Origin of the sequence: Bacteroides mediterraneensis, assembly GCF_016900355.1 — a bacterium.
Classification (GTDB): Bacteria; Bacteroidota; Bacteroidia; order Bacteroidales; family Bacteroidaceae; genus Phocaeicola.
Map to the genome: position 1 here is coordinate 411,609 of NZ_JACJKA010000001.1, position 22,970 is coordinate 434,578.

17 protein-coding genes and 1 tRNA gene are annotated in these 22,970 nt (G+C 43.2%); 9 read left to right on the forward strand and 9 right to left on the reverse strand.

Features of this window, described 5'->3' with window-relative positions; all coding sequences use genetic code 11:
* Positions 1–47 precede the first annotated feature (47 nt).
* Genes H6A28_RS01770 through H6A28_RS01780 form a run of 3 tightly spaced genes read right to left on the reverse strand, consistent with a single transcriptional unit; the run spans position 48 to position 4,671 of the window.
* Entirely contained in the window at positions 48–3,017 is a 2,970-nt protein-coding gene (locus H6A28_RS01770; RefSeq protein WP_204478647.1) for a glycoside hydrolase family 3 N-terminal domain-containing protein, read from the reverse strand.
* A 14-nt stretch (positions 3,018–3,031) separates the two neighbouring features.
* Entirely contained in the window at positions 3,032–3,874 is an 843-nt protein-coding gene (locus tag H6A28_RS01775; RefSeq protein WP_204475428.1) for a bifunctional metallophosphatase/5'-nucleotidase, read from the reverse strand.
* Between the two features lie 14 nt (positions 3,875–3,888).
* Positions 3,889–4,671, reverse strand: a complete 783-nt coding sequence (locus H6A28_RS01780) for a 5'-nucleotidase C-terminal domain-containing protein (RefSeq protein WP_204475429.1) — start codon at positions 4,669–4,671, stop codon at positions 3,889–3,891.
* 225 nt (positions 4,672–4,896) lie between these two features.
* Here H6A28_RS01780 and rplS point away from each other — a divergent pair, with 225 nt between their 5' ends.
* Positions 4,897–5,250, forward strand: coding sequence for a 50S ribosomal protein L19 (gene rplS / locus H6A28_RS01785; RefSeq protein WP_022352866.1), 354 nt, complete (start codon positions 4,897–4,899; stop codon positions 5,248–5,250).
* Positions 5,251–5,319: 69 nt separating this feature from the next.
* On the opposite strand, the gene H6A28_RS01790 is transcribed toward rplS, so the two are convergent.
* The 5 genes from H6A28_RS01790 to H6A28_RS01810 form a co-directional block, all read right to left on the reverse strand.
* Entirely contained in the window at positions 5,320–5,811 is a 492-nt protein-coding gene (locus H6A28_RS01790; RefSeq protein WP_204475430.1) for an RNA polymerase sigma factor, read from the reverse strand.
* Positions 5,812–5,901: 90 nt separating this feature from the next.
* Complete coding sequence (locus H6A28_RS01795) at positions 5,902–6,357, reverse strand: ferritin-like domain-containing protein (RefSeq protein ID WP_204475431.1); 456 nt, start codon at positions 6,355–6,357, stop codon at positions 5,902–5,904.
* A gap of 77 nt (positions 6,358–6,434) precedes the next feature.
* The gene (locus H6A28_RS01800; RefSeq protein ID WP_204478648.1) at positions 6,435–6,635 is read right to left on the reverse strand and encodes a hypothetical protein; all 201 of its coding nucleotides are present in this window, start codon (positions 6,633–6,635) and stop codon (positions 6,435–6,437) included.
* Positions 6,636–7,188: 553 nt separating this feature from the next.
* Positions 7,189–7,261 (reverse strand) — tRNA-Lys (locus tag H6A28_RS01805).
* A gap of 126 nt (positions 7,262–7,387) precedes the next feature.
* On the reverse strand, positions 7,388–7,990 hold the full coding sequence (locus tag H6A28_RS01810) for a thymidine kinase (protein WP_204478649.1): 603 nt from the start codon (positions 7,988–7,990) through the stop codon (positions 7,388–7,390).
* 188 nt (positions 7,991–8,178) lie between these two features.
* Here H6A28_RS01810 and rsmI point away from each other — a divergent pair, with 188 nt between their 5' ends.
* The 7 genes from rsmI (at position 8,179) to H6A28_RS01845 (ending at position 20,463) form a co-directional block, all read left to right on the forward strand.
* The gene (gene rsmI / locus H6A28_RS01815; protein ID WP_204475434.1) at positions 8,179–8,853 is read left to right on the forward strand and encodes a 16S rRNA (cytidine(1402)-2'-O)-methyltransferase; all 675 of its coding nucleotides are present in this window, start codon (positions 8,179–8,181) and stop codon (positions 8,851–8,853) included.
* A gap of 25 nt (positions 8,854–8,878) precedes the next feature.
* Positions 8,879–9,733: a hypothetical protein gene (locus H6A28_RS01820; protein ID WP_204475435.1), complete on the forward strand. Its 855-nt coding sequence runs from the start codon at positions 8,879–8,881 to the stop codon at positions 9,731–9,733.
* 258 nt (positions 9,734–9,991) lie between these two features.
* Positions 9,992–14,029, forward strand: a complete 4,038-nt coding sequence (locus H6A28_RS01825) for a hybrid sensor histidine kinase/response regulator transcription factor (protein WP_204478650.1) — start codon at positions 9,992–9,994, stop codon at positions 14,027–14,029.
* 156 nt (positions 14,030–14,185) lie between these two features.
* Complete coding sequence (locus H6A28_RS01830; protein ID WP_204478651.1) at positions 14,186–17,197, forward strand: SusC/RagA family TonB-linked outer membrane protein; 3,012 nt, start codon at positions 14,186–14,188, stop codon at positions 17,195–17,197.
* Between the two features lie 37 nt (positions 17,198–17,234).
* Entirely contained in the window at positions 17,235–18,674 is a 1,440-nt protein-coding gene (locus tag H6A28_RS01835) for a RagB/SusD family nutrient uptake outer membrane protein (RefSeq protein ID WP_204478652.1), read from the forward strand.
* A 32-nt stretch (positions 18,675–18,706) separates the two neighbouring features.
* On the forward strand, positions 18,707–18,877 hold the full coding sequence (locus tag H6A28_RS01840; RefSeq protein ID WP_204478653.1) for a hypothetical protein: 171 nt from the start codon (positions 18,707–18,709) through the stop codon (positions 18,875–18,877).
* 110 nt (positions 18,878–18,987) lie between these two features.
* The gene (locus H6A28_RS01845) at positions 18,988–20,463 is read left to right on the forward strand and encodes a right-handed parallel beta-helix repeat-containing protein (protein WP_239465215.1); all 1,476 of its coding nucleotides are present in this window, start codon (positions 18,988–18,990) and stop codon (positions 20,461–20,463) included.
* A gap of 76 nt (positions 20,464–20,539) precedes the next feature.
* Here the strand turns inward: H6A28_RS01845 and H6A28_RS01850 are convergent, their stop codons facing one another.
* Positions 20,540–21,493 (reverse strand): NAD-dependent epimerase/dehydratase family protein, encoded by a 954-nt coding sequence (locus H6A28_RS01850; RefSeq protein WP_204475441.1) that lies wholly within the window; start codon positions 21,491–21,493, stop codon positions 20,540–20,542.
* 131 nt (positions 21,494–21,624) lie between these two features.
* Here H6A28_RS01850 and kbl point away from each other — a divergent pair, with 131 nt between their 5' ends.
* Entirely contained in the window at positions 21,625–22,815 is a 1,191-nt protein-coding gene (gene kbl / locus H6A28_RS01855) for a glycine C-acetyltransferase (RefSeq protein WP_204475442.1), read from the forward strand.
* The last annotated feature ends 155 nt before the right edge of the window (positions 22,816–22,970 follow it).

Below are 22,970 nucleotides of genomic sequence, written 5' to 3' on the forward strand. Positions count from 1 at the left end.
ACATTTTCTATCCAATTCAGTACAATTTATAATTCGTCTAAATAGAGTCAACGCATTATCGACTGGTACATTGCCTGTTGCATTCGGGTGCGGATGTTGTACTTCACCAGGTTGTTCGTTCCCAAGGCAGAAGGATACGTCCGGTTACTCAAGAACACAAAAACCAGTTCATTGTCTGGATCCACCCACACGCAAGTTCCCGTATAACCGGTATGGCCAAAGACGGAAGCGGGTGCTTCAGGCGTGCACGGACTGTTTTCCGGATTTTCCACATCGGGCTTGTCAAATCCCAGTCCCCAGCGGCTGTTGCGCGACTTCAGCGTGGTGAATAGTTCACATGTGGCACGGCTCAAGTATCTTCTGTCTCCGCAAATCCCCTTATCCAGCCACATCTGAGCAATCCGAGCCACATCGTGAGCCGTAGAGAACAAGCCGGCATTTCCCGAAACTCCGCCCATAAAGGCAGCAGCCTCATCCTGCACAAATCCCTGTAACGGTCCGCCACGCAGCAAATCGTCCTTGACAGAGGGTACAATCTGTTCTTTCTTGAACTTGCGCAAAGGCAGGAAGGCGGTATGCCTCAACCCCATCGGAGCATAGAACACACTGTCCAGGTACACATCCATCGGAGTCCCCGTAATCTTCTCTACCATCTCTTTCAGGAGCATGAAGTTCAGGCAGCTGTAACGATACGACCGCCCTTTCAACGGGCTTTCTACAATCTGCTTCACCACCTCCCGACAGAATTCCTTGTTCAGGAACAAGCTGTCGGACACTTGCAGCGGATAGTCTGCCGACGGAGTATGTGACACCCATTGCGGGTTGTACTGGAAATCCGGGCAGGCATACATGTTTTCTGCCAATTTCAGCGTATGGGTCTTGTCCGGTTTCTTACGGAACAAGGCTCCGTTACAAGACTTCATATCGATGGCCTCCTCATAAAACGGAAGGTAGGCCGGCAATCCGGATTCATGGAACAGCAAATCCTGGATGGTGAGACGAGACTTGTCCGTTTTTTTCAAGATGGGCAAATAATCCGATACCCGGTCGGTCAGTCCGAACTTGCCCTCGTCATAAAGTTTCATCACGGCCAACAGCGTAGCCGTCACCTTGGTCAGTGAAGCCAAGTCGTACAGACTGTTCTCCTTCACCGGCATCCCGCCTTCATACGTATAGTTTCCAAAACATTTGTTGTACACCGGAAGTCCTTCTCTCAGAATCATGACATGACAGCCCGGATAGGCTCCCAACCTGATTCCTTCTTCCGCAATGCTGTCAATATTTGCCAGTATGGAAGCATCCATCCCTACGTCTTCCGGATCATACCTACGGGGAGTATCCGGGTCTACCGTCAGTCCGTCTCCTGCCCTGAACAGCCCGGCCAACGGAATGGAAAGACGTCCATCGGCATACGCATTGCCTAAAAACAATTCAGCCACATGGCGTTGCACGTAATCCTCATCCACATGAGCCAAGATAACCGTCGAGGCATGGCGAACCACTTCAGGCATTTTTTCCAGTGTCTTCATGTCGCCAAAACAAACCAAAGCCAGCGGTTTGTCAGCTGCCAATTTTTCCAACAGCGGCACATACGGTTCCACCTCCTGCGAATGCAGTGCTACCAGTACCCGCTGTGCCGGGCGCAAACGAGCCCCGATTGCCTCCAGCGAATCGACATTCGCATGCAGCCAGCTGACCGGATAATCCTGATGCAACTGATGATAGAACGGATAGGCCTCCGACAAGGAAGAAGACACGCTCAACAAAACCGTTCCCGACACAGACAAATCGAGCGGGAGCAGGGCCAGCGAATCTTTCACCACCGTCACCGCCGCTTCCGACAACTTCTGCTGAAGTGCCAACGCTTCCGGAGTGGCAATCTTTTCTTCAAGGCCTTCGGTCGGAATTTCCTTCCAGGAAGAAAGTCCCAAGGCATATTTAAAGGTCAGCACCTTCCGGCATTTCCGGTCAATCTCTTCTTCCGTCAGCGTACCTTTCTTAATTGCAGACATCACTCCGTCGATTTCCTTCTTCAGATTCCGGGGAGCCAGCAGCACATCGTTGCCTGCTGCCAACGCCTGGGCACAGACATTTTCATGCCCTGCAATTCCTTTCATTTCCAAGGCATCCGTCACCACCAGTCCATGGAAATGCAACTCATCGACCAGCGTATGCATAATCACTTCTTCCGAAATGGAAGCCGGCTTTTCGCCCAGGGCAGGCGCATGCAAATGCCCCACCATCACCCCACCGACGCCCGCTTCAATGGCTTTCTGGAAGGGATACAACTCCACACTGTCCAACCGGTCACGGTCGAAATTCAGTTCCGGCAATGCTTTATGCGAGTCGATTTCCGTATCTCCGTGCCCCGGAAAATGCTTACACACCGACATCACCCCCCCTGCTTCCAGGCCGGTGGCATAAGCCACCACCTTCCGAGCCACTTGCCTGGCCTCACTGCCGAAAGACCGGAAGTTGATGACCGGATTATTCGGATTGTTATCCACATCGGCCACAGGGGCAAAATTGACCTGTACTCCAATCAGTCGGCATTGGCGGGCCACTTCTTTTCCATAAGCATAAAGTAAGGAATCATTTTGCACACATCCCAAGACCCGATTATACGGATACGACAGTGTATTCTCCAGACGCATGCCCAATCCCCATTCTCCGTCGAACGTAATCATCAACGGCACCGATGCATACGACTGGGCAAAATTCGTGAGCTGGACCTGCTTTCCGGTTTCTCCTCCGGTAAACAGCAATCCTCCGATGGCGTAGTCTTCTATGGCTTTCCGCAGCACATTCTTATTGTATTGGGTCGTCACCGGCTGGAGCGTATAAATAAACAGCTGACCCACCTTCTGCTTCAAGGTCATGCGCTGCATTTGCTTGTCCACCCATTTCCGGCAAGCTTCCGTATCATGTATCTGCTTCAAAAGAGCTGGTTCCTGTGCGAAGAGGCCCGTGACCATCAGACAGCACCACACCAGGCTCCACAAACTTTTTCTTATCATTCCATCTTCATTTTTTAGTTCTTCTGCATCTTGACAATCATTCTTCCCACAAAGGCTGCACTTTTCCCCATCTGCTGTACGGGGACCTCTATCCCATCCAGGTTCTTATAGAATTTCGGTGCGTCGAAGAATGAATGAGAGTGTCCACCCAGCACAAGGTCAATATGGCGGGTGTTCTCTATCAGCTCCACATCCGAGTAAGGTTCGCCTTCCCAGCCCAAGTGCGACAGACAAATCACAAGGTCACAATGCTCCTGATTTTTCAACAAATCAGCCATCCGCTGACCTTCTGCCACCGGGTCTTCAAACTTCACATTTCCGTAATTGGCATGTGCCACCAGTCCGTCGAGTTCCGGACTTAATCCGAACACCCCGATACGGATACCGTCGCGTTCCAGCACGACATATTCTTTCACCAGTCCTTCGAGCACGGTTCCGGTCACATCATAATTGGCACATACTATAGGGAATTTGGCCATCTTGAACAGACGGGCCATGTTGTCGAGGCCGAAATCAAACTCATGGTTTCCAATGGTACCGGCATCATACCCCATCTCGTTCATCATCTTGATTTCCACTTCTCCCTTGAACAGGTTATAATAAGGACTTCCCTGGGAAAAATCGCCGGAATCGAACAACAGCATATCCTTGTGTTCCTTCCGCTGCTCCTGCACGAAGGCTGCCCGGCGCAAAATGCCCGCTTTTCCTGCCACCACGGAATCCGGAAAGTAAGAAGCATAAGGTTCGATGCGGCTGTGCATGTCGTTCGTGTGGAATATATACAGTTCTTTTACCGACTGGGCTGCCACCACACCTGCCAGCAAACACATCAGCCATAAGCAATATATCTTTTTCATATTTTTCTTCTATTTCAATTGGACGCACTCACTTTGATTCTTCCTTCTACTTGGGCCGACACAAACTGACCCTTCTGTTCGCACTGCTTTACTGCATCCATCAGCAACGTACGCAGCAACGCATCCTTGGGAAGTGTCTTCGACTTTGCCTTCCGGAACGCCATCATCCGGTCGTTTCCTTCGGCCAGATAATCAATGGTAGCCACCGTGTAAAGTTTCTTTGGCTCAATCGGTCGTCCGTTGACCTTCGCCTCCAGCAGATTTCCCTCTTTGTCAATCTTTAATGAGGCCCCACTGAGCCCTTCGCCATGCACTGCCGCAATTTCCGTGAAAAGTTCCTTCAACGTAGCCCCATCCATGGTCAATACACACAAGGCATTTTCAAAAGGAGCGATTTCATAAATGGTACCATAGGTAATCTCGCCTTCCGGCATCGCATTGCGGATGCCTCCCATATTCATGACTGCCACATCCGCAGGTTTGCCATTGGCTTTTGAGGCCGCCTGGCGAAGTACATCGGCAATCCAGTTCGACAACGGGGATTCCGGACGATACGCCCCCATGTCTTTTGCCGAATGCCCGATGACCGGTGACATGGTACTGTCTACTTTCTGCTGATAGGGTTTCAAGATACTCAAAGCCTCCGAATCCGGATTCCGGTCATATTTATCGGTAATGGCTATCCGTCCGCCTTCTACTCCCACCAGTGAATAGCCCGAGCTACAGCCTGTTAGCAACCATCCGGCAAAGACTCCGAGGACCATACCTTTTACTAATTTCTTCTCTAAACAATTCATACACAAATCTATTTGGAGTCAAAAGTAACGAAAAAAGAAACACTGACAAAAGAATGACAAAAGCTATCCGGAAGAGTTCTCATTTTTTAATAAAATACGCACGAAACATTTGGCTGCATCACAAAAAAGCGCTATCTTTGCACCGCTTTCGCGCAATCGCTGTCAAAGAAGAGTTACTTGATATGTTGCGTTGTAACGATCAAACAATTTAATTTATTACAAAACATGGATTTAATTAAAATTGCAGAAGAAGCATTTGCTACTGGCAAACAGCATCCTTCATTCAAAGCTGGTGACACTATCACAGTAGCATACCGTATCGTTGAAGGTAGCAAGGAACGTGTACAGTTGTACCGCGGTGTTGTTATCAAAATTTCAGGTCACGGTGAAAAGAAACGTTTCACTGTACGCAAAATGTCAGGCACAGTGGGTGTTGAACGTATCTTCCCATTGGAATCTCCGGCTATCGACAGCATCACTGTCAACAAAGTGGGTAAAGTTCGTCGCGCTAAATTGTATTATTTGCGTGCACTTACTGGTAAGAAAGCCAGAATTCAGGAAAAGCGTGCTAACGCGTAATTCAGTCTATTCCCTGAAAAAAAGACAAAATAAAAGAGCGTACCGGTCATCCCGGTACGCTCTTTTATTTTATGACTCATCCAGCATCTCCTTCAATTTCTTTTTCCCATAAAAGATCCGACTCTTTACCAGCCCTATCGGAATTCCGGTATGATTCGCAATCTCCAGGTACTTGAATCCTTTCAACCTCATTGCAACGACTATCCGAAGATGTTCAGGCAACTCATCGATTACCTGACAAACCTCCTTAAAGCCATACTCATCATCCGCAAACTCCATTGCCCGTACCATCTCCGCATCTACATTGTTATCGGACAAACTCATAAACAGATAATATTTTTTCGACTTGCAAATATTAATAAAAGTATTGTGCATAATCGTATACAACCAACCCTTAAAATTAGCATTTTCATTATACCTCTCTCTATTCTCCAGTGCTCGTAACAAGGTTTCCTGTATCAAATCTTCAGCATCCTCCTTTTGGGGAAACAACAAATACGCATAACTGCGCAGCTTTCCCTCCAAGGCTATCAGCTCCTCCTCAAAATCAAAACTTTCCATATCAGCTCAAGACCTATTCTCTTTTATAATATATGATATGCCACATCATTATTATTCAACTTTAAATGTTTATATTGTAATTTCATCTTTTTATTCCAAAGGCAACATCCTCCTCCTCCCTTTCGAGAGTATTTGCAGCAATTCCAAAATGAAATCACTAACCTGTACTTCATCTGCATACAAATCAAAGGCCAGACAACGCAAAGAAGCATCGTCTACCTCATGAGCCCAGTTCAGAAAATCTGTCACCTGTTGCTGAAAATATTGCTCATGCGAGAAGAAAGCATCCAATGCTCCCATTGGATTCTGCCAGTGCTCCGGCCTGAAGCTTTGTGCTTCCAGGCACACTTCTCCGCCCACAGACAATAGATACTCAGCCATCTTACGAATGCGTCCAGCCTTTTTCTGTACCTGTACTCCCAACCAAGAGGAAAGCATCGGCATACCCTGCTCACTAAAATACAATTGAAAAGCCGTATAAAGCCCTGAAGACCACACCTCACTGTTAAGTTGCTCATTGACAACTTCTTCTATTATTTTATCCATAATTTCCCTTTTTGTATTGAATTAACAACTAATAATGACATACTGTCAATAAAGAGAAGAAGAATACGGAAATTTTGTCAGGCCTCACCTAACAAGACGGACAAAATATCTATTTCTTTTTCGATCAGTTCCAACCGTTGGAGAATCTTGTCAAAATCGTCGGTATACAACAGGGCTCTGGCAGTGCGAATATCCTCCAGCATGCAGTAAATCATGTCCCAAATCTTACTTTTTTCATGGGGAGATGGTCCACAACCTCCCATCATTCCGCCACGCATAATTATAAAAAGGAGAAATGGCACAGAATTTGTCTGAAAAGTTCAAGACAACACAAAAAAACGAAGAAAAAATAAAAAAGAACAATCTGATTACAATAGGAGTCAGTGTCTGCCACAAAAAATGCTTTCATGTCCAATCCAATTGTCAGCTTACTTCCCCTAAAAGCCGTTATTATAAAAGGTGAAGCGTGGGGAACTTTAGCATTACCTGTTCAGAAGTATCCCCATACTTGATAACCGAGTAATACATAAAGCCCCACGCCTATATATACATACATTTCGGATGCTGAAGTGCAAATATAAATAGTTCGTGGAGCGTCTTTGTATTATCCATTGTTATCGTTTCGAAATTGGGGATTTCCTGAACTTGTGGATAATGTCAAAACGCTTCTAATATTTTCTTTCTCTTTTAGAGTAAGACAAATATACAAATTTTTTAAATCGCACAAAAAAACGGCACTATTATTTTATCCTTATTGCATCAGAATATGAATTGGCTCCAAATTTTAAAAACAAAAAAAGAGAGCCACTCTTCGTGCTCTCTTTTTTTCTGTGATCCGCTTGGGGCTCGAACCCAAGACCCCAACATTAAAAGTGTTGTGCTCTACCTGCTGAGCTAGCGAATCAATCCCTTATTGCATCGGTCATTTCCCGATTGCGAGTGCAAAGGTAGATGTTTTTATCATAACTACCAAATATTGGCTCTATATTTTTCCGAAAAAATTTCACGTTATTTCATATCTCCCTGTATCTCAAACACTTGTTGTTTTTTCTGATTTCAGTGCTTTTTGGTAACAACAACGACACAATGGCTCATATTCCTCCTTTTCACCCAACAGCACCCGTTTATCGTTCGATACCGTACGATGCGACACATAAGCCAGGTTGCCGCATTTTACGCAAATGGCATGCACTTTCGTGACTTCATCGGCGATGGCACACAAAGCCGGCATCGGACCAAAAGGAATTCCTTTAAAATCCATATCCAATCCGGCAATAATCACACGGACTCCCTGATTGGCCAGTTCATTACAAACCTCCGGCAATCCATCGTCAAAAAACTGCGCTTCATCAATCCCCACCACATCTATTTCCGAAGTAAACAAAAGAATACTCGCAGAAGAATCGATGGGAGTTGATTTTATACTATTGTTATCATGCGACACCACATCCCCTTCCGAATAACGGGTATCTATGGCCGGCTTGAAGATTTCTACCCTCTGATGAGCAAAGGTGGCCCTTCGCAAACGCCGGATCAACTCTTCTGTCTTCCCCGAAAACATGGAACCACATATCACTTCTATCCTTCCTCTCCGGCAAGTCTCCTCCCGGTGATCTTCTGAAAATACTACCATATTACTTCATTCTATAAACAAATGCAAAATTACAACGATACGTTGAAATCACCGAAAAATCGGCGTTTTTTTATAAAATAGCATCGAAAAGCCCCTACAAAGAGAAAACTTCTGTTAAATGTTTAGAGAATCGGACGCGTGAAAACGAAAACTTTTTACCTTTGCTTTATCACATATAAGAGAAGAAAATGGGTAAACTATATGTCGTTCCTACTCCGGTAGGTAATATGGAGGACATGACTTTCCGCGCTATCCGCATACTGAAAGAAGCGGATCTGATTCTGGCTGAAGATACACGTACATCGGGTATCCTGCTGAAGCATTATGAAATCAAGAATGCCATGCAGTCACACCACAAGTTCAACGAGCACCAGACGGTAGAAAGTATTGTCAACCGCATTAAGGGAGGGCAAACTGTAGCCTTAATTTCCGATGCGGGTACTCCGGGCATATCCGACCCCGGCTTTCTGGTAGTACGGGAATGTGTCAGAAACGGCATAGAAGTACAATGCCTGCCGGGAGCTACGGCCTTCGTTCCGGCATTGGTTTCTTCCGGTCTGCCGGACGAACGTTTTTGCTTTGAAGGTTTCCTCCCGCAGAAGAAAGGTCGCATGACCCGGTTGAATGCCTTGAAAGAGGAAACCCGCACCATGATCTTTTACGAATCTCCCTACCGGCTGGTAAAGACATTAACTCAATTTGCCGAGATTTTCGGAGCCGACCGCCCTGTATCTGTATGCCGGGAAATCTCCAAAATACATGAAGAAAGCGTTCGGGGTACTTTGCAGGAAGTCATTGCACACTTCACAGAAACTGAACCAAGAGGAGAAATTGTCATTATACTCGGAGGAAAAGAAAACTAAATTATAATTCTAAATCAATAAAGTTATGAGAAAGGTTGTTTTATCTGCTTTATGTGCTGCCGCATTATTGACAGCATGTAACAATTCCAGCCAGGAAAAAAGCTCATTGCAAGCCCAAAACGACTCACTGATGCTTGAACTATCCAACCGCGACGCGGAGCTGGATGAGATTATGGGATCTTTTAATGAAATCCAGGAAGGATTCCGTGAAATCAATGAAGCTGAGAACCGTGTAGATCTGAAAGAAGGTACCCTCGAGAGCCAGTCATCTGCCGACAAAATAAAAGAAGACATCCGCTTTATCAGTGAAAAACTGAAATCAAACCGTGAACAGATTGCCAAACTGGAGGCACAGCTGAAGAAAAGCAACTACCAGTCAGCACAACTGAAAAAAGCAATCAAAAACCTGACTGCAGAACTGGCTGCCAAACAGCAGCAGATTGAAACCTTGCAGGCAGAACTGGCCGCCAAGAACATCCGCATTGCCGAACTCGACGAAGCCGTAATGGACTTGAACAAAAATGTAGACGAGCTGAGTGCAGAAAACGAATCTAAGACAAAGACAGTGGAAGCACAAGATCAAGCACTGAACACTGCTTGGTATGTATACGGCACAAAATCAGAACTGAAGGATCAGAAAATCCTGAAGAAAGGTGATGTATTGAAAGACAATGAATTCAACAAGGACTATTTCACGCAGATAGACATCCGCAAGGTTAAAGAAATCAAACTTTACTCCAAACGTGCTGAACTGCTGACTACTCATCCTCAAAGTTCATATGAACTGGCAAAGGATGACAAAGGACAATTGACCTTGAAAATCAACAATCCGAACGAATTCTGGAGCGTTTCTCGCTATCTGGTAATCCAAGTGAGATAAAATTCAAATCATTTTACATAAAATCCTCTTATTTCCACTTGGAATAAGAGGATTTTTTACTTTATATCTAAACCCTATGTACACCCGATATCCCCTCTCCGGATAAATGAAACGATAAAACTCTATTCTTCCGTTTTTTGTATTAACAAATAGTATTTATAAATTTGTGTTTATTATTTGCATAATACCATGAAACGACATATTCTTTTACTTTAACTATTTGCTATAATTTCCATTTTGGGATGGGGAGCTCCTAACATGACCAAAGAATATATTAATTTCAGTCCGCTAAGAAACCTCATACAACTCCCTACAAACGAAATACGGAATCTCTTTCAAGACAAAGAAGGCTATATTTGGATCGCCACTTATAACGGACTGGTACGTTATGATGGGTATTCCACAAAAGTATATCACGCCGAACCTGATGACAGTGAAAAATCGATTGACGGATTCATCAATGCAATTGCAGAAGATTACGAGTGCAATTTATGGATTGGCACACACAACGGATTATACAAACTGAATAAAAGGAATGATAAAATAGAAAATATTTCACTCCCACACCCTCAAGTGACAAATGTAGAGACAGTCACGTGTACACACAAAGGAGCGGTATGGGTAGGAACCAATAAAGGCTTATTCATCAAAAAAGAAAATGAAGCCAACTTCACCCAATATAAGTTTGAAACAAACATTGACGTCAAATCCATATTAGAAGATAAGAGAGGACACATTTGGATTGGCACATGGAGCCAAGGACTCTATCGCTATGACCCTACACAGCAACGGCTTTATACCTATCACAATGTATGTCCCGGCAATTCCGCACATGTCATTTTTCAAGATAAGAATGAAAATATATGGATTGGAACATGGAGATATGGCTTATTAAAAATGCAGAATCCATATGACATGCAACATTATGGATTTGTCCGGTACACGCATGATGAAAACGACCCTTCAAGCATCGCCGATAACATCATCTATGCCATCACTCAAGACAGAAACACCGGAAAACTCTGGATTGGCTCTCGAAGTGCACTCAGTATCATGGAATCGGAAAACGGGACATTTACCAATTACTATCCAAGCGACAAAAGCGGACATCTTCCTTTCAATGAAGTAGACGCACTGCTATCCAGTGCCGACGGACTGATGTGGGTCGGAATGCTCGGCGGAGGAATCCGGGTAGCAAATACAAACCCTCGGAAATTCAATTTGAACTCACTCAGAAGCATACGCGACATCTTTCCCAGTGCGTCAGTGCGGGCCATTTGCCCCATTGACAAAAACTGGATTTGGATCAGTATCATGGGGTTCGGATTCATAAAATACAACATGCAAAGCCATGAGGTCATCCCATATAATCAAATGCCAGCATTCAGGAACTTACCTCCCGTATCTACTGTCAACGAAATCATCCGTCTTAGAGAAAAAGGAGAATACTGCTTTGCCACATGGGATGACGGACTCTGGATTCTTGATGGAAAAAAGGTAGAGGAGATAAATATAGACTCCTATCCACAGCTGACGGACGTGTGTATCTATTCCGTACTGGAAGACAACAAAAGAAATATATGGTTAGGCACGCGCAGTGGCATCTTTTTACTCACCCCCCAAAGAAAAATGTACGCACTGAATGACTTGATAGAAAACAATGCATATATCCCACCCAAAGAATCTATTTTCCGCTTACAAGAAGACAAAGACGGCAATATCTGGGCTGCAACCCCTAATTCAGGTATCTGGAAAATCACTCCTAAGAACCATAAATTTGTAACCAAACAATACAGCATCAATTTAGGAAACGCAGAGGCAGTGGGAGCCATGGCATTGTACATTGACAGTGAAAATACCATTTGGGCAGGCACCAACGGGAAAGGACTAAATGTTTACAATGCTCACAAAGATTGTTTCCAGAATGCATTGCCCAATACAATGAAAAAAGGAGAAGTAGTATCTTGCATACTTGAAGATAACCTGAAAGGGCTATGGGTTACCATGACTTCTGAAATGATTCATATTGATAAAACGAAAAAAGAAAAAAACATACAAGTATTCACTACCGAAGACGGACTGCAAGACTACATCTTCAATCGAAATGCTTGTGCAAAAGGTGAAGACGGCAAACTGTATTTCGGAGGGGTACATGGCATAAACAGTTTCTTCCCGGAAGGAATCAATTATGATACAGTTTCATATCCTGTGGTATTAACCGACCTGAAAATATACAATACATCCATTTCACACATGACAGACACAGAACTACAAAAAATAATGGATTCATCCTTGGAATATACACAACATATCACTCTCTCATACAAACAGAATAATTTCAGTATCGGATTTTCAGTATTAAACTATATCAACCCCATACTGAATAAATATGAATACAAATTAGAAGGATATGATAATCAATGGATTTCTACAGAAGGTTATCAACCAGCTGCATTCTATAATAACCTTCCTGCAGGTACTTATACTTTCTATGTAAAAGGAAGTAATCCCAATGGATTATGGTCGAACAACGTACGTTCTGTAACCATTACCATTTTGCCTCCTCCTTGGTTAACTTGGTGGGCTTATTGCATCTATGCCATTTTACTCTCCTTATTGGTATGGTATACCTACAGAATCATACGTAAAAGAATCCACCTGCAACAAATGGTAGAGTTGGCCAATATACAACGGCAGAAAAACGAAGAAATCAATCACAGCAAACTACAATTCTTCACCAATATCACCCATGAGTTGCTTACCCCATTATCTATCATATCTGCTTCAATTGATGAAATAAAAATACATTTTCCAGAGACCCGAAACTCACTACCGGAAATAGAAGATAACCTATTGCGGCTAAAACGATTAATACAGCAAATACTGGAATTCCGGAAAGTGGAAAACGGACGTCAGAAACTGAAAGTTTCTTACGGAAACCTGACCAGCTTCCTTCAACACTCCGCACAGGCTTTTACTCCACTGGTCCGAAAAAAAAACATACACTTCGTATTCCAAAATATGGAGACAGAATATCAAGGGTATTTTGACCATGACAAATTAGATAAAATCATCTACAACCTTTTATCCAATGCAGCCAAATATACTACAGAAAATAAGACAATTACTATAACCCAAGCTTATCATCGCGAACAAAATCTTTTCCAGATAAGTATCAGCAACCCAGGAGAACCAATACCTGAAAGTAAACTGAAACATTTGTTTGAAAGATTTTATGAAGGAGAGTATCGTAAATTCCATACCATTGGAACAGGAATAGGATTGTCTTTAACCAAAGACCTCACTCTTTTGCACCACGGACAAATCAAAGTAGAAAGTGACAAAGAAAACGGAAACACATTCACCGTATTAATACCCATAAACAAAGAGGCATATAGCAAAGAAGAAATTGACGAAGAAAACAAAAGTCATGAAACCATAGAATCAAACATACCACAGGAAACAACAGACCATTCATCTGCTAATGCTATCCAAACATTTCCGACACATAACGCCAATAAAGAAAAACCGTCCTTATTATTGGTGGAAGACAATGATGACCTACGGAATGTAATGCGACGTATCCTTACAGATCATTTTGACCTTACAGAGGCTTCTTGCGGCAAAACAGCTTTGCTCCAACTGGAAGACAAAAATATAGATATAATCGTGTCTGACGTCATGATGCCAGGAATGAACGGATTTGAGCTATGCAAGAAAATAAAAGAGAAATTCGAAACAAAACATATTCCAGTCATCCTGTTAACCGCTAAAACCAGCGATATGGACAGAATAGAAGGATACGAAGCGGGAGCTGACGGATATATATGTAAGCCTTTGAATATTTCAGTCTTACTTGCCAAAATAGATAACCTGCTGAAGAAAAGTGAATCTCACAACGGTAATTCCAAAAAGCAACTGATTTTCGAGGCCAAGCATGTGGATTATACAAGCCAAGATGAAGAATTTCTAAAGAAAGCAGTCGAATGTGTAAATGCACACTTAAGCGATGTGGATTTCGATACCTTGACATTTGTCAAGGAAATGCAAATGTCAAGAAGTACATTAAATGAAAAGCTGAAACAACTGACCGATATGACACCGCTGGCATTCATATCAAGCATACGTCTACAGGCTGCTTTCCGTCTGCTGGAAGAGAAGAAGAAAATCCGAGTGTCTGAGCTAGCATATTCCGTAGGATTTAATGATCCTAAATACTTTAGCCAATGCTTTAAGAAAAAATTTGGATTTCTACCCAAAGAATACACCACGAACAAGGAATACGACAAAGAATAAAGAATCAGCCACACCAGAAATGGATGAAAAAATAGCAGAAAAGGATGAAATTTTGATTTTTATCCTTTTCTGCTATTTTTTCATCGCCCCATCGCCTTCATAAAACTAATTTTGAGCATGCTCAACCAAAGAAAGCAAACTTTAAACTTTAATATTATGAAACGTAGAAAACTCAATGTAAGTAAAATGTTAGCATTAGGACTGCTCATAGCCTATTCTACTCACATCGAAGCTAACATTTCCAACGAACCAACCGGTATTCAACAAAACAACACCTACAAAGTTTCCGGAATTATCACCGACACAAATGGAGAACCTGTTATTGGAGCCAGCATTGTGGAAAAAGGTACATCCAATGGAACAATTACAGACCTTGATGGAAAATTTGTACTCGAAGTCAGTGCCGGAGCCACATTAAATATATCTTATATAGGCTACAAAAGCCAGGAAGTAAAAATTGACCGCAACGGATTATCACTGAAGCTTACCTTAAAAGAAGATACTGAAACACTAGACGAAGTTGTCGTAGTAGGATACGGAACCGTCCGTAAAGCCGACTTGGCAGGTTCCGTGGCTGTCATGGACAACAAGTCTTTTAAAGACCAGCCTGTAACCCGTATCTCCGAAGCTCTCCAAGGGCGTGTTTCCGGCGTACAAGTGGAAAACAGTGGTGTACCCGGTGGAGACATCCGAATCCGTGTCCGTGGAGCCAACTCTGTAAACCTTAGCAACGAGCCCTTGTACGTAGTAGATGGTATCGTGCGTGAAGGAGGTCTTAGCGGACTGAACACGGACGATATCAAATCTATTCAGGTGTTAAAAGATGCATCCTCTACTGCAATATACGGTTCTCGAGGCGCAAATGGAGTTGTATTGGTTACCACAAAGACAGGTGTGGCCGGACAGACACAGATCACTTTTGACGCATCAGTAGGAGTATCCAACGTATACAAACACTATGATATGCTCAGCCCGTATGAATATGCTGATGCATATAACTTCTGGTATCCAGGAAACGGCTATTCTGACAGCGAACTGGAGGCACTCAGAACAGGCAAGAAAGGAATCAACTGGCAGGATGAAATGTTCCGTTCAGGTCTGGTACAAAACTATAAGCTGGCCCTTTCAGGAGGTAGCGAGAAAACGCAATATTACGTTTCCGCAAACTATGTGAACGAGCAAGGTGTACTTCGCTATTCAGACAATGAACGGTATTCTGCACGTGTCAACTTAAATTCTGAGGTAACAAAATGGCTGACAGTTACCACCGACATACAATTCACTCATGGTGTAAGAAACGGAAACACCTACATTGCCAGCAAAGGAAACCCGATATTCAATTCGCTGAACTATGACCCGACAATGGACATGTTTACCGAAGATGGGAAATATAATGTAGGTAAAAACACCACCGGAGGCAACCCGCTGGCGGCCATCGAAGCCACAGACAATGAATTGCGCACTTATGCAGCCACCGGTAACCTGTCACTGCGATTCAAGATTATCGATGGATTAACATTTACGACAACCAATGCATTCGATTATCAGGATAACAAATCATATTCTTTCTCTTCTGCTAAGGCAGGCCCTACAGCCATCAGCAGCATGGGCAACAGTGATGCCTTCCGGATGATGCTGCAATCAACGAATAATTTCACTTACATGAAAAAATTCGGCAAGCACAACCTGACTGCTACGGCTGTATGGGAAGCAACTTCTACTGAGTACCGTAACATGAATATCGGTGGAAACAATCTATCCACAGAAGCGGTAGGATGGTGGAATGTAAACATGGCAGGTACAAAAACATTAGGCAACAGCTATTCAAGAGAAACCTTGCTATCAGGCGTAGGACGTGTGATTTATAACTACAATGACCGCTATACCTTGACAGCTACATTCCGTGCCGATGGTTCTTCCAAATTCAGCAAAAACAAATGGGGATACTTCCCGTCTATCGCTGCAGCATGGGACATCAGCAACGAACCTTTCCTGGAAGACTTCCATGCAATACAGAACATGAAATTGCGTGCCAGCTATGGTATAATTGGTAATCAAGGTATTAGCTCATATTCTACACTCGGGTTACTGGGACAAGCTTATACAAACTACGGAACTTCTTCCCAACTGTATTATGGCTACTGGCCCACTTCATTGCCCACCCCCGATGTAACATGGGAAAAAACCAAACAGTTTGATTTAGGACTGGAATTTGCGGTATGGAACCAGCGCTTGTCATTCTCATTCGACTATTTCTACAAACGTACAGTCGACTGCTTGATGCAGGAACCTATTCCTGGATATAACGGAGGCGGTAATTATCTGGCAAATGTGGGACGTATTGACAACAAAGGTATCGACTTCTCTATCAATGCCCGTCTTATCCAAACGAAAGACTGGCAATGGAACTCCACTTTGACAGGTACCTACCTGAAGAATGAAGTGAAAAGCTTAGGAACTAATGAATATATTTACGGAAAAACTCCTGCTGATAAAATGGCTGATGAGTCAACTATCGTTATGCCGGGATACAGCATTGGTTCTTTCTACGGATATATTTGGGAAGGAATTAGCGAAGACGGCAAGAATGTATATGCAGATTTAAACAATAATGGAAGCATTGATGCAGGCGACCGCACCGTAATCGGCAATGCCAACCCAAACTTCACTTTCGGTTGGAACAATACAGTAAATTATAAGAACTGGGATTTAAGCATGTTCCTGACCGGAGCGTTCGGAATGGATCGTATGAACTTGGTACGCTATGCCATGTCTACTTCCATCTCAGATGCCTCTTTCATCAATACAAAAGAAGCATATGAATACAACTGGGATGTCAATCCTGAAAATGCAAAATTTGCATCCTTGCTGAATGGAGGTACTAACTATGCCAATTCAACCCAATGGGTAGAAAATGCCAGCTATGTACGTTTAGCAAACTTAAGTATTGGATATACTTTCCCAAAATCTAAGACTAAATTTGCAGACATCCGCTTGTCTGTCAGCTGCCAGAATCTGTTTACCATTACCAAATACAAAGGTATGGATCCTACAGCTTCAGCCTTTACAGACGATTCTTCAAAGAGTGTAGATGTGAGCAGCGGTGTAGATATAGGTGGTTATCCTACTCCTAGAACTTTTACCTTTGGTGTAAAGATGAATTTCTAATATCACAAAGCATAGAACTTTTAATAAATCGAACATTATGAAAACAAAAATATTTATAAGCGCATTAATGGCTTGTGCAGTAGCCATGACCTCTTGCAGTGACTTCCTGACCGAAGACCCGAAGGGACAAATGGTACCCGAAAATTACTTTACCTCACAAAATGACCTGGATGGTGCCATCAACGTACTATATGCGCAAGTGCAATATTCTATTAACGGTACACATACCTTGTCTCCCAACTGGATGGGAGACGATTTGACCGCACTCACCAGTGGAAACAAAGATGTATATCGGGAATTCGACAGTTATAAAGTGAATGACAACAACGCTGATTCAAAAAGTGCATGGAACACCAATTATGCAATCATTAAAGCTGCAAACTTCATTATTAATAATGTAGAAAAAGTGCCTATCAGTGAAGAAGAAGCTAATATTGGAAAAGGACAAGCACTCTTCTGGAGAGCTGTAGCCTACTTTAAACTAGTACGCTGGTACGGAGAAATCCCTTTGATTCTTACCACGGATTTGGATTTTAATGTCAAAAAATCTACAATAGCACAGATTTATGCTCAAATATGCAGCGACCTGGAAGAGGCTGAGCGTATTTTACCTTATGCCTATACCTCTTCTCCACGGGTTGCAGACGGACTAAACAACTATATTAATAAAGGAGCTGCACAAGCAGTATTGGCCGCCGTTTACATGGCGCGAGCTGGCTACCCTCTGAATGAAGCTTCTTACTATAGCAAAGCTGCTCAAATGGCTAAAGCGGTTATTGATGGTGTAGCAAGCAATAACTATTACTATAAACTGGAGCCCAATTACAAAGACCGTTTCATGTATGTATCCAACCCCTACTCACAAGAAGGTGTTGTAGCCATTAAGTTCAACAAAGACAATCCATGGGGATGGTCTGGATTAGACTCTTGGAACTCAGTCTGCCAAGCATACGAATCTGTCACCAATGGTGGATGGGGAGATGCTGTAGGCGAAATCAAATATTGGAAAGAAATGCCGGAAGGACCACGAAAAGATGCCATCTATGGAAGTGACGGAGGTAAGATCTTGGTTGAAAAGAACGCCTATAAAGATCAGCTAATTGATTGGTATCAGAAAGACAACAATGGTGCTTTTATCCTCAACGAATGTCACCCAATGTTCCGCACCTTACTATATGGAGGAGGTACGGATGGCAGTGCAATGAAAGACTATAACGACCGGGAATACACCATGAACAACGGTATCTGTAGCCAAACATTATACTTGGTTTCATATAGTGAGGTATTGCTGTGGTATGCTGAAGCACAAGCACGTAGCGGTTCTGTGAATGAAGAAGCCAAACAATGTTTACAGAAAGTTTTGGACCGTGCCTACGGAGAAGGAGTAGACAAAGCGGAAAATTATTCTAATGACCCGACAACATTTGCCAACAAATGCTTAAAGGAACATGGATATGAAGTCAGGGATATTATGTAGCTCTCGTAGTTCGTGCCAACGACCAGCTCCGCATGGATGACCTCAAGAATACTTTTGCTTCACGCCAAGCCAATGCACCAGTAGAAGTTGCCCCAGGACTTTCTCTAACAGAAGGTGTTGAAGTGACAGGCAGCTGGAATGAATCACGCAACTATGCAACCATCCCGTCATTCGATGCCGACCTGAATGAAAACCTGAAATAAATTACTTTAAATAAAAGTCACAGGAGCTCCATGCCTACCTGTGACTTTTTTCATTTTCCATCATCATGAATACAATAAAAAACTTACTCATAATAGCATCTCTATGTATAATGGGTTGCAGTTCTCCTCCCCCAATCTATTATCTGGATGCCACAAACGGAAACGATGACAATTCCGGACTTTCTGCCAGCAGCGCATGGAAAACGTTGCAACGCGTAGAAAACCTTTCTCTAAAAGAAGGCAGCAAATTATTATTCAAACGTGGCGAAACTTTTAAAGGCGAACTCAATATAACAGGAACAGGTACACCACAAGCTCCAGTCATTATCGATGCTTATGGTGAAGGAAAACAAAACCCTCGTATCATAGGAAATGACTCTTCCATGTACGCTGTATGTATCTCCAATTCCGATTATCTGACCATTCAGAATTTGGAAATAGTCAATACTGGAGAGAAAGCTTTAGCCGGACGTACTGGCCTGAAAGTAGAATGTATGAATTATGGTACATCACATAATATTAGAATTAATAACATCACCGTACGGGATGTCAATGGTTCTCTTGTCAAAGAAGAAGGAGGCGGTAGTGGAATTCTGATAGTTAATGGCGGTGACAGTATCCGCTCACGTTTTGACAGCCTGACCATTGAAAACTGCCATATCCTACGGTGTGCACGCAATGCCATGATTTGGGACGGATATTATGACCGGAAAAACTGGTATCCCAACACCCATACTATTATCCGTAACAATCTTATTGAAGAAGTTCCAGGTGATGGCATCGTCCCTATCGGATGCGACAGTACTCTGATAGAATACAACCTAATGTGCAACTCTCTTGATACCCTTCCCATGACAGAAGCAGCGGCCGGTATCTGGCCATGGAGTTGTGACAACACCATCATACAATACAATGAGGTATGTCATCACAAAGCACCTTGGGATGCACAAGGATTCGATTCCGACTATAATTGCCAGAACACACTCATACAATACAACTACAGTCACGACAATTATGGAGGAATGGTCCTAATATGTAATAATGGAGATGCTGAAGATTACAGCTGTGGAAATATCGGAAGCATTGTCCGATATAATATTAGTATAGGTGATGGCATACGTCCTAAAAAGACCAGACAAGGAATGTTTTCACCCAGCATTCACATAGCTGGACCTGTTAAAAGAACCTTAATTGAGCGAAACATTGTACATGCTAACCCTAAGCCCGATATCGTCACAGACCGAACCATGATAACCTCCGATTCATGGGAAGGATATGCGGACAGTACCTGCTTCCGACAGAATATCTTCTACGCAGCAGAACCCAGCCGTTTTGACTTCACGTCTTCCACCCACAATATATTCGAACAAAATGCCTATATAGGTGAATTCAAGAATCTACCGGAAAATACTTACAGCCCAGAAATTGAAAACATATACAAAGAAAAAATCCTGAATCTATCTGCTGACGGACATAAAGGCTTATACACTCTTATGGATTCTATAGCCATAAAAGGACATACACTCCATTACGTGAAGCCTACATCCATTGAAACTTTTTTCAACGCACTATTTATTGAGAACTAAAATAAATAATCCCCTCGTTCTTTTTATTTATAAACGAAAGAATGAGGGGATTAATCGTTTCACGTCGCAGGAAGCATCAATGAGCGAAACGCTGTTTCAACTTGGCCAGCATATCCTTAGTCATCGCCTCCAAGTCATATTCAGGCTTCCAGTCCCATTCCTCACGGGCACAAGTATCATCCAAAGAATTAGGCCATGAATCGGCAATAGCCTGGCGCAAAGGATCTACCTGATATTCCATTTCAAAGCCGGGGACATATTTCCGGATATTCTGATAAATTGTTTCTGGCTCAAAGCTCATGGAAGCAATATTAAATGAGTTACGATGCACCAGTCTGGCCGGATCCGCCTCCATAATCTCAATAGCCGCCCGCAATGCGTCCGGCATGTACATCATATCCATATAAGTACCTGCCGCTATCGGACAAACGAACTTCTCTCCCTTAGCCGCCGAATAATAAATATCTACCGCATAGTCAGTAGTTCCACCTCCCGGAGGAGTCACATAAGAAATCAATCCCGGAAAACGAACCGAACGAGTATCCACTCCAAAACGGGTGAAATAATAGTCACTCAGCAATTCTCCAGAAACTTTTGTCACACCATACATAGTCTTAGGGCGCTGTATGGTGTCCTGAGGGGTCTTGTCTTTCGGAGTTCCGGGACCAAACGAACCGATAGAACTCGGCGTAAAGACGGCACAATTCTTTTCACGAGCCACTTCCAACGTATTGAACAGACCGCCCAATCCGATTTTCCAAGCCAGCTGAGGTTTGTTTTCAGCTACGGCTGAAAGCAAGGCCGCCAGATTATAGATGGTATCCACCTGATATTTCGTTACCGCATCGGCTATTTGCTGCGAATTGGTTATATCCACAATGGCTGAAGGACCAGATTCCTTCAACTCGCCTTTAGGTTCAGCTCCAGGAATATATCCAGCTACTACATTACCTGTATAATTCTTTCTCAAAAGCATGGTAAGTTCCGAACCAATTTGTCCGGTAGACCCAATTATTAAAATGTTTTTCATTTACATGTTGGATTTTAAAATTACATGGCAAATATACAAAACTTATTATAGATAAAATAAAAATACCAATCTTCTTTTTTTCTAAATAAAAAAATTGCATCTTTGCATTAGTAAAACCTTAATATCAATATATGTATACCAATTTTAGAGACTTCCTGAAAAAGGAACTTGCCGACATTGAAGCTGCCGGCTTATACAAGAATGAACGCATTATTACCACTCCACAACGTGCAGACATCAAAGTAAATGCAGGAGAGGAAGTACTTAATTTTTGCGCCAACAACTACTTGGGACTTTCCGACAACAAACGTCTGATTGAAGCTGCCAAGAAAGCAATGGATACTCACGGATATGGTATGTCGTCTGTACGCTTCATCTGTGGTACACAAGACCTTCACAAACAGTTGGAAGCAGCTATTTCCGACTATTTCCACACAGAAGATACCATTTTATATGCCGCCTGCTTTGACGCCAACGGGGGTCTGTTCGAACCGCTTTTCACAGAAGAAGATGCCATTATCTCTGATGCACTGAACCATGCTTCCATTATCGATGGCGTACGCTTGTGCAAAGCCAAACGCTACCGCTACGCCAATGCCGACATGGCCGACTTGGAACGTTGCTTGCAGGAAGCACAAGCACAACGCCACCGCATCATCGCTACCGACGGCGTATTCTCCATGGACGGCAACGTAGCCCCGATGGACAAGATTTGCGAACTGGCAGAGAAATACAATGCACTGGTTATGGTGGATGAATCTCATTCAGCTGGTGTCGTAGGGCCTACAGGACACGGCGTGGCAGAACAGTTCAATGTGTACGACAAAATTGATATCTTCACTGGTACCCTTGGAAAAGCTTTTGGTGGTGCCATGGGTGGATTCACTACCGGAAAGAAAGAAATTATCGACATGTTACGTCAACGCTCTCGCCCTTACTTGTTCTCCAACTCTGTGGCTCCAGCCATCGTAGGAGCAAGCTTGGAAATGTTCCGCATTCTGAAAGAAAGCAACGCTTTGCACGACAAGTTGATGGCCAATGTCAACTACTTCCGTGACAAGATGATTGCAGCAGGCTTCGACATCAAGCCTACACAGAGTGCCATTTGCGCAGTTATGCTGTACGACGCCAAACTTTCACAGGAATTTGCAGCCCGTATGCAGGATGAAGGCATCTTTGTCACCGGCTTCTATTATCCGGTAGTGCCGAAAGGACAAGCCCGTATCCGCGTACAGCTTTCTGCCGGTCATGAACAATGCCACTTGGACAAGGCTATCCAGGCCTTCATCAAAGTAGGAAAAGAACTGAACGTCATTAAATAACCTTTTACTTAAAAAATCACACTTTCGAAAGAGGATGTGTCAAAATGATGCATCCTCTTTTTCGTTATATAATCATCGTTTTGCCATTTTTCATAGAGTATGATTTATGTTTTTCCTATGTCCATGCCTTTTGGTGGTATAATGTGCTGTAGATG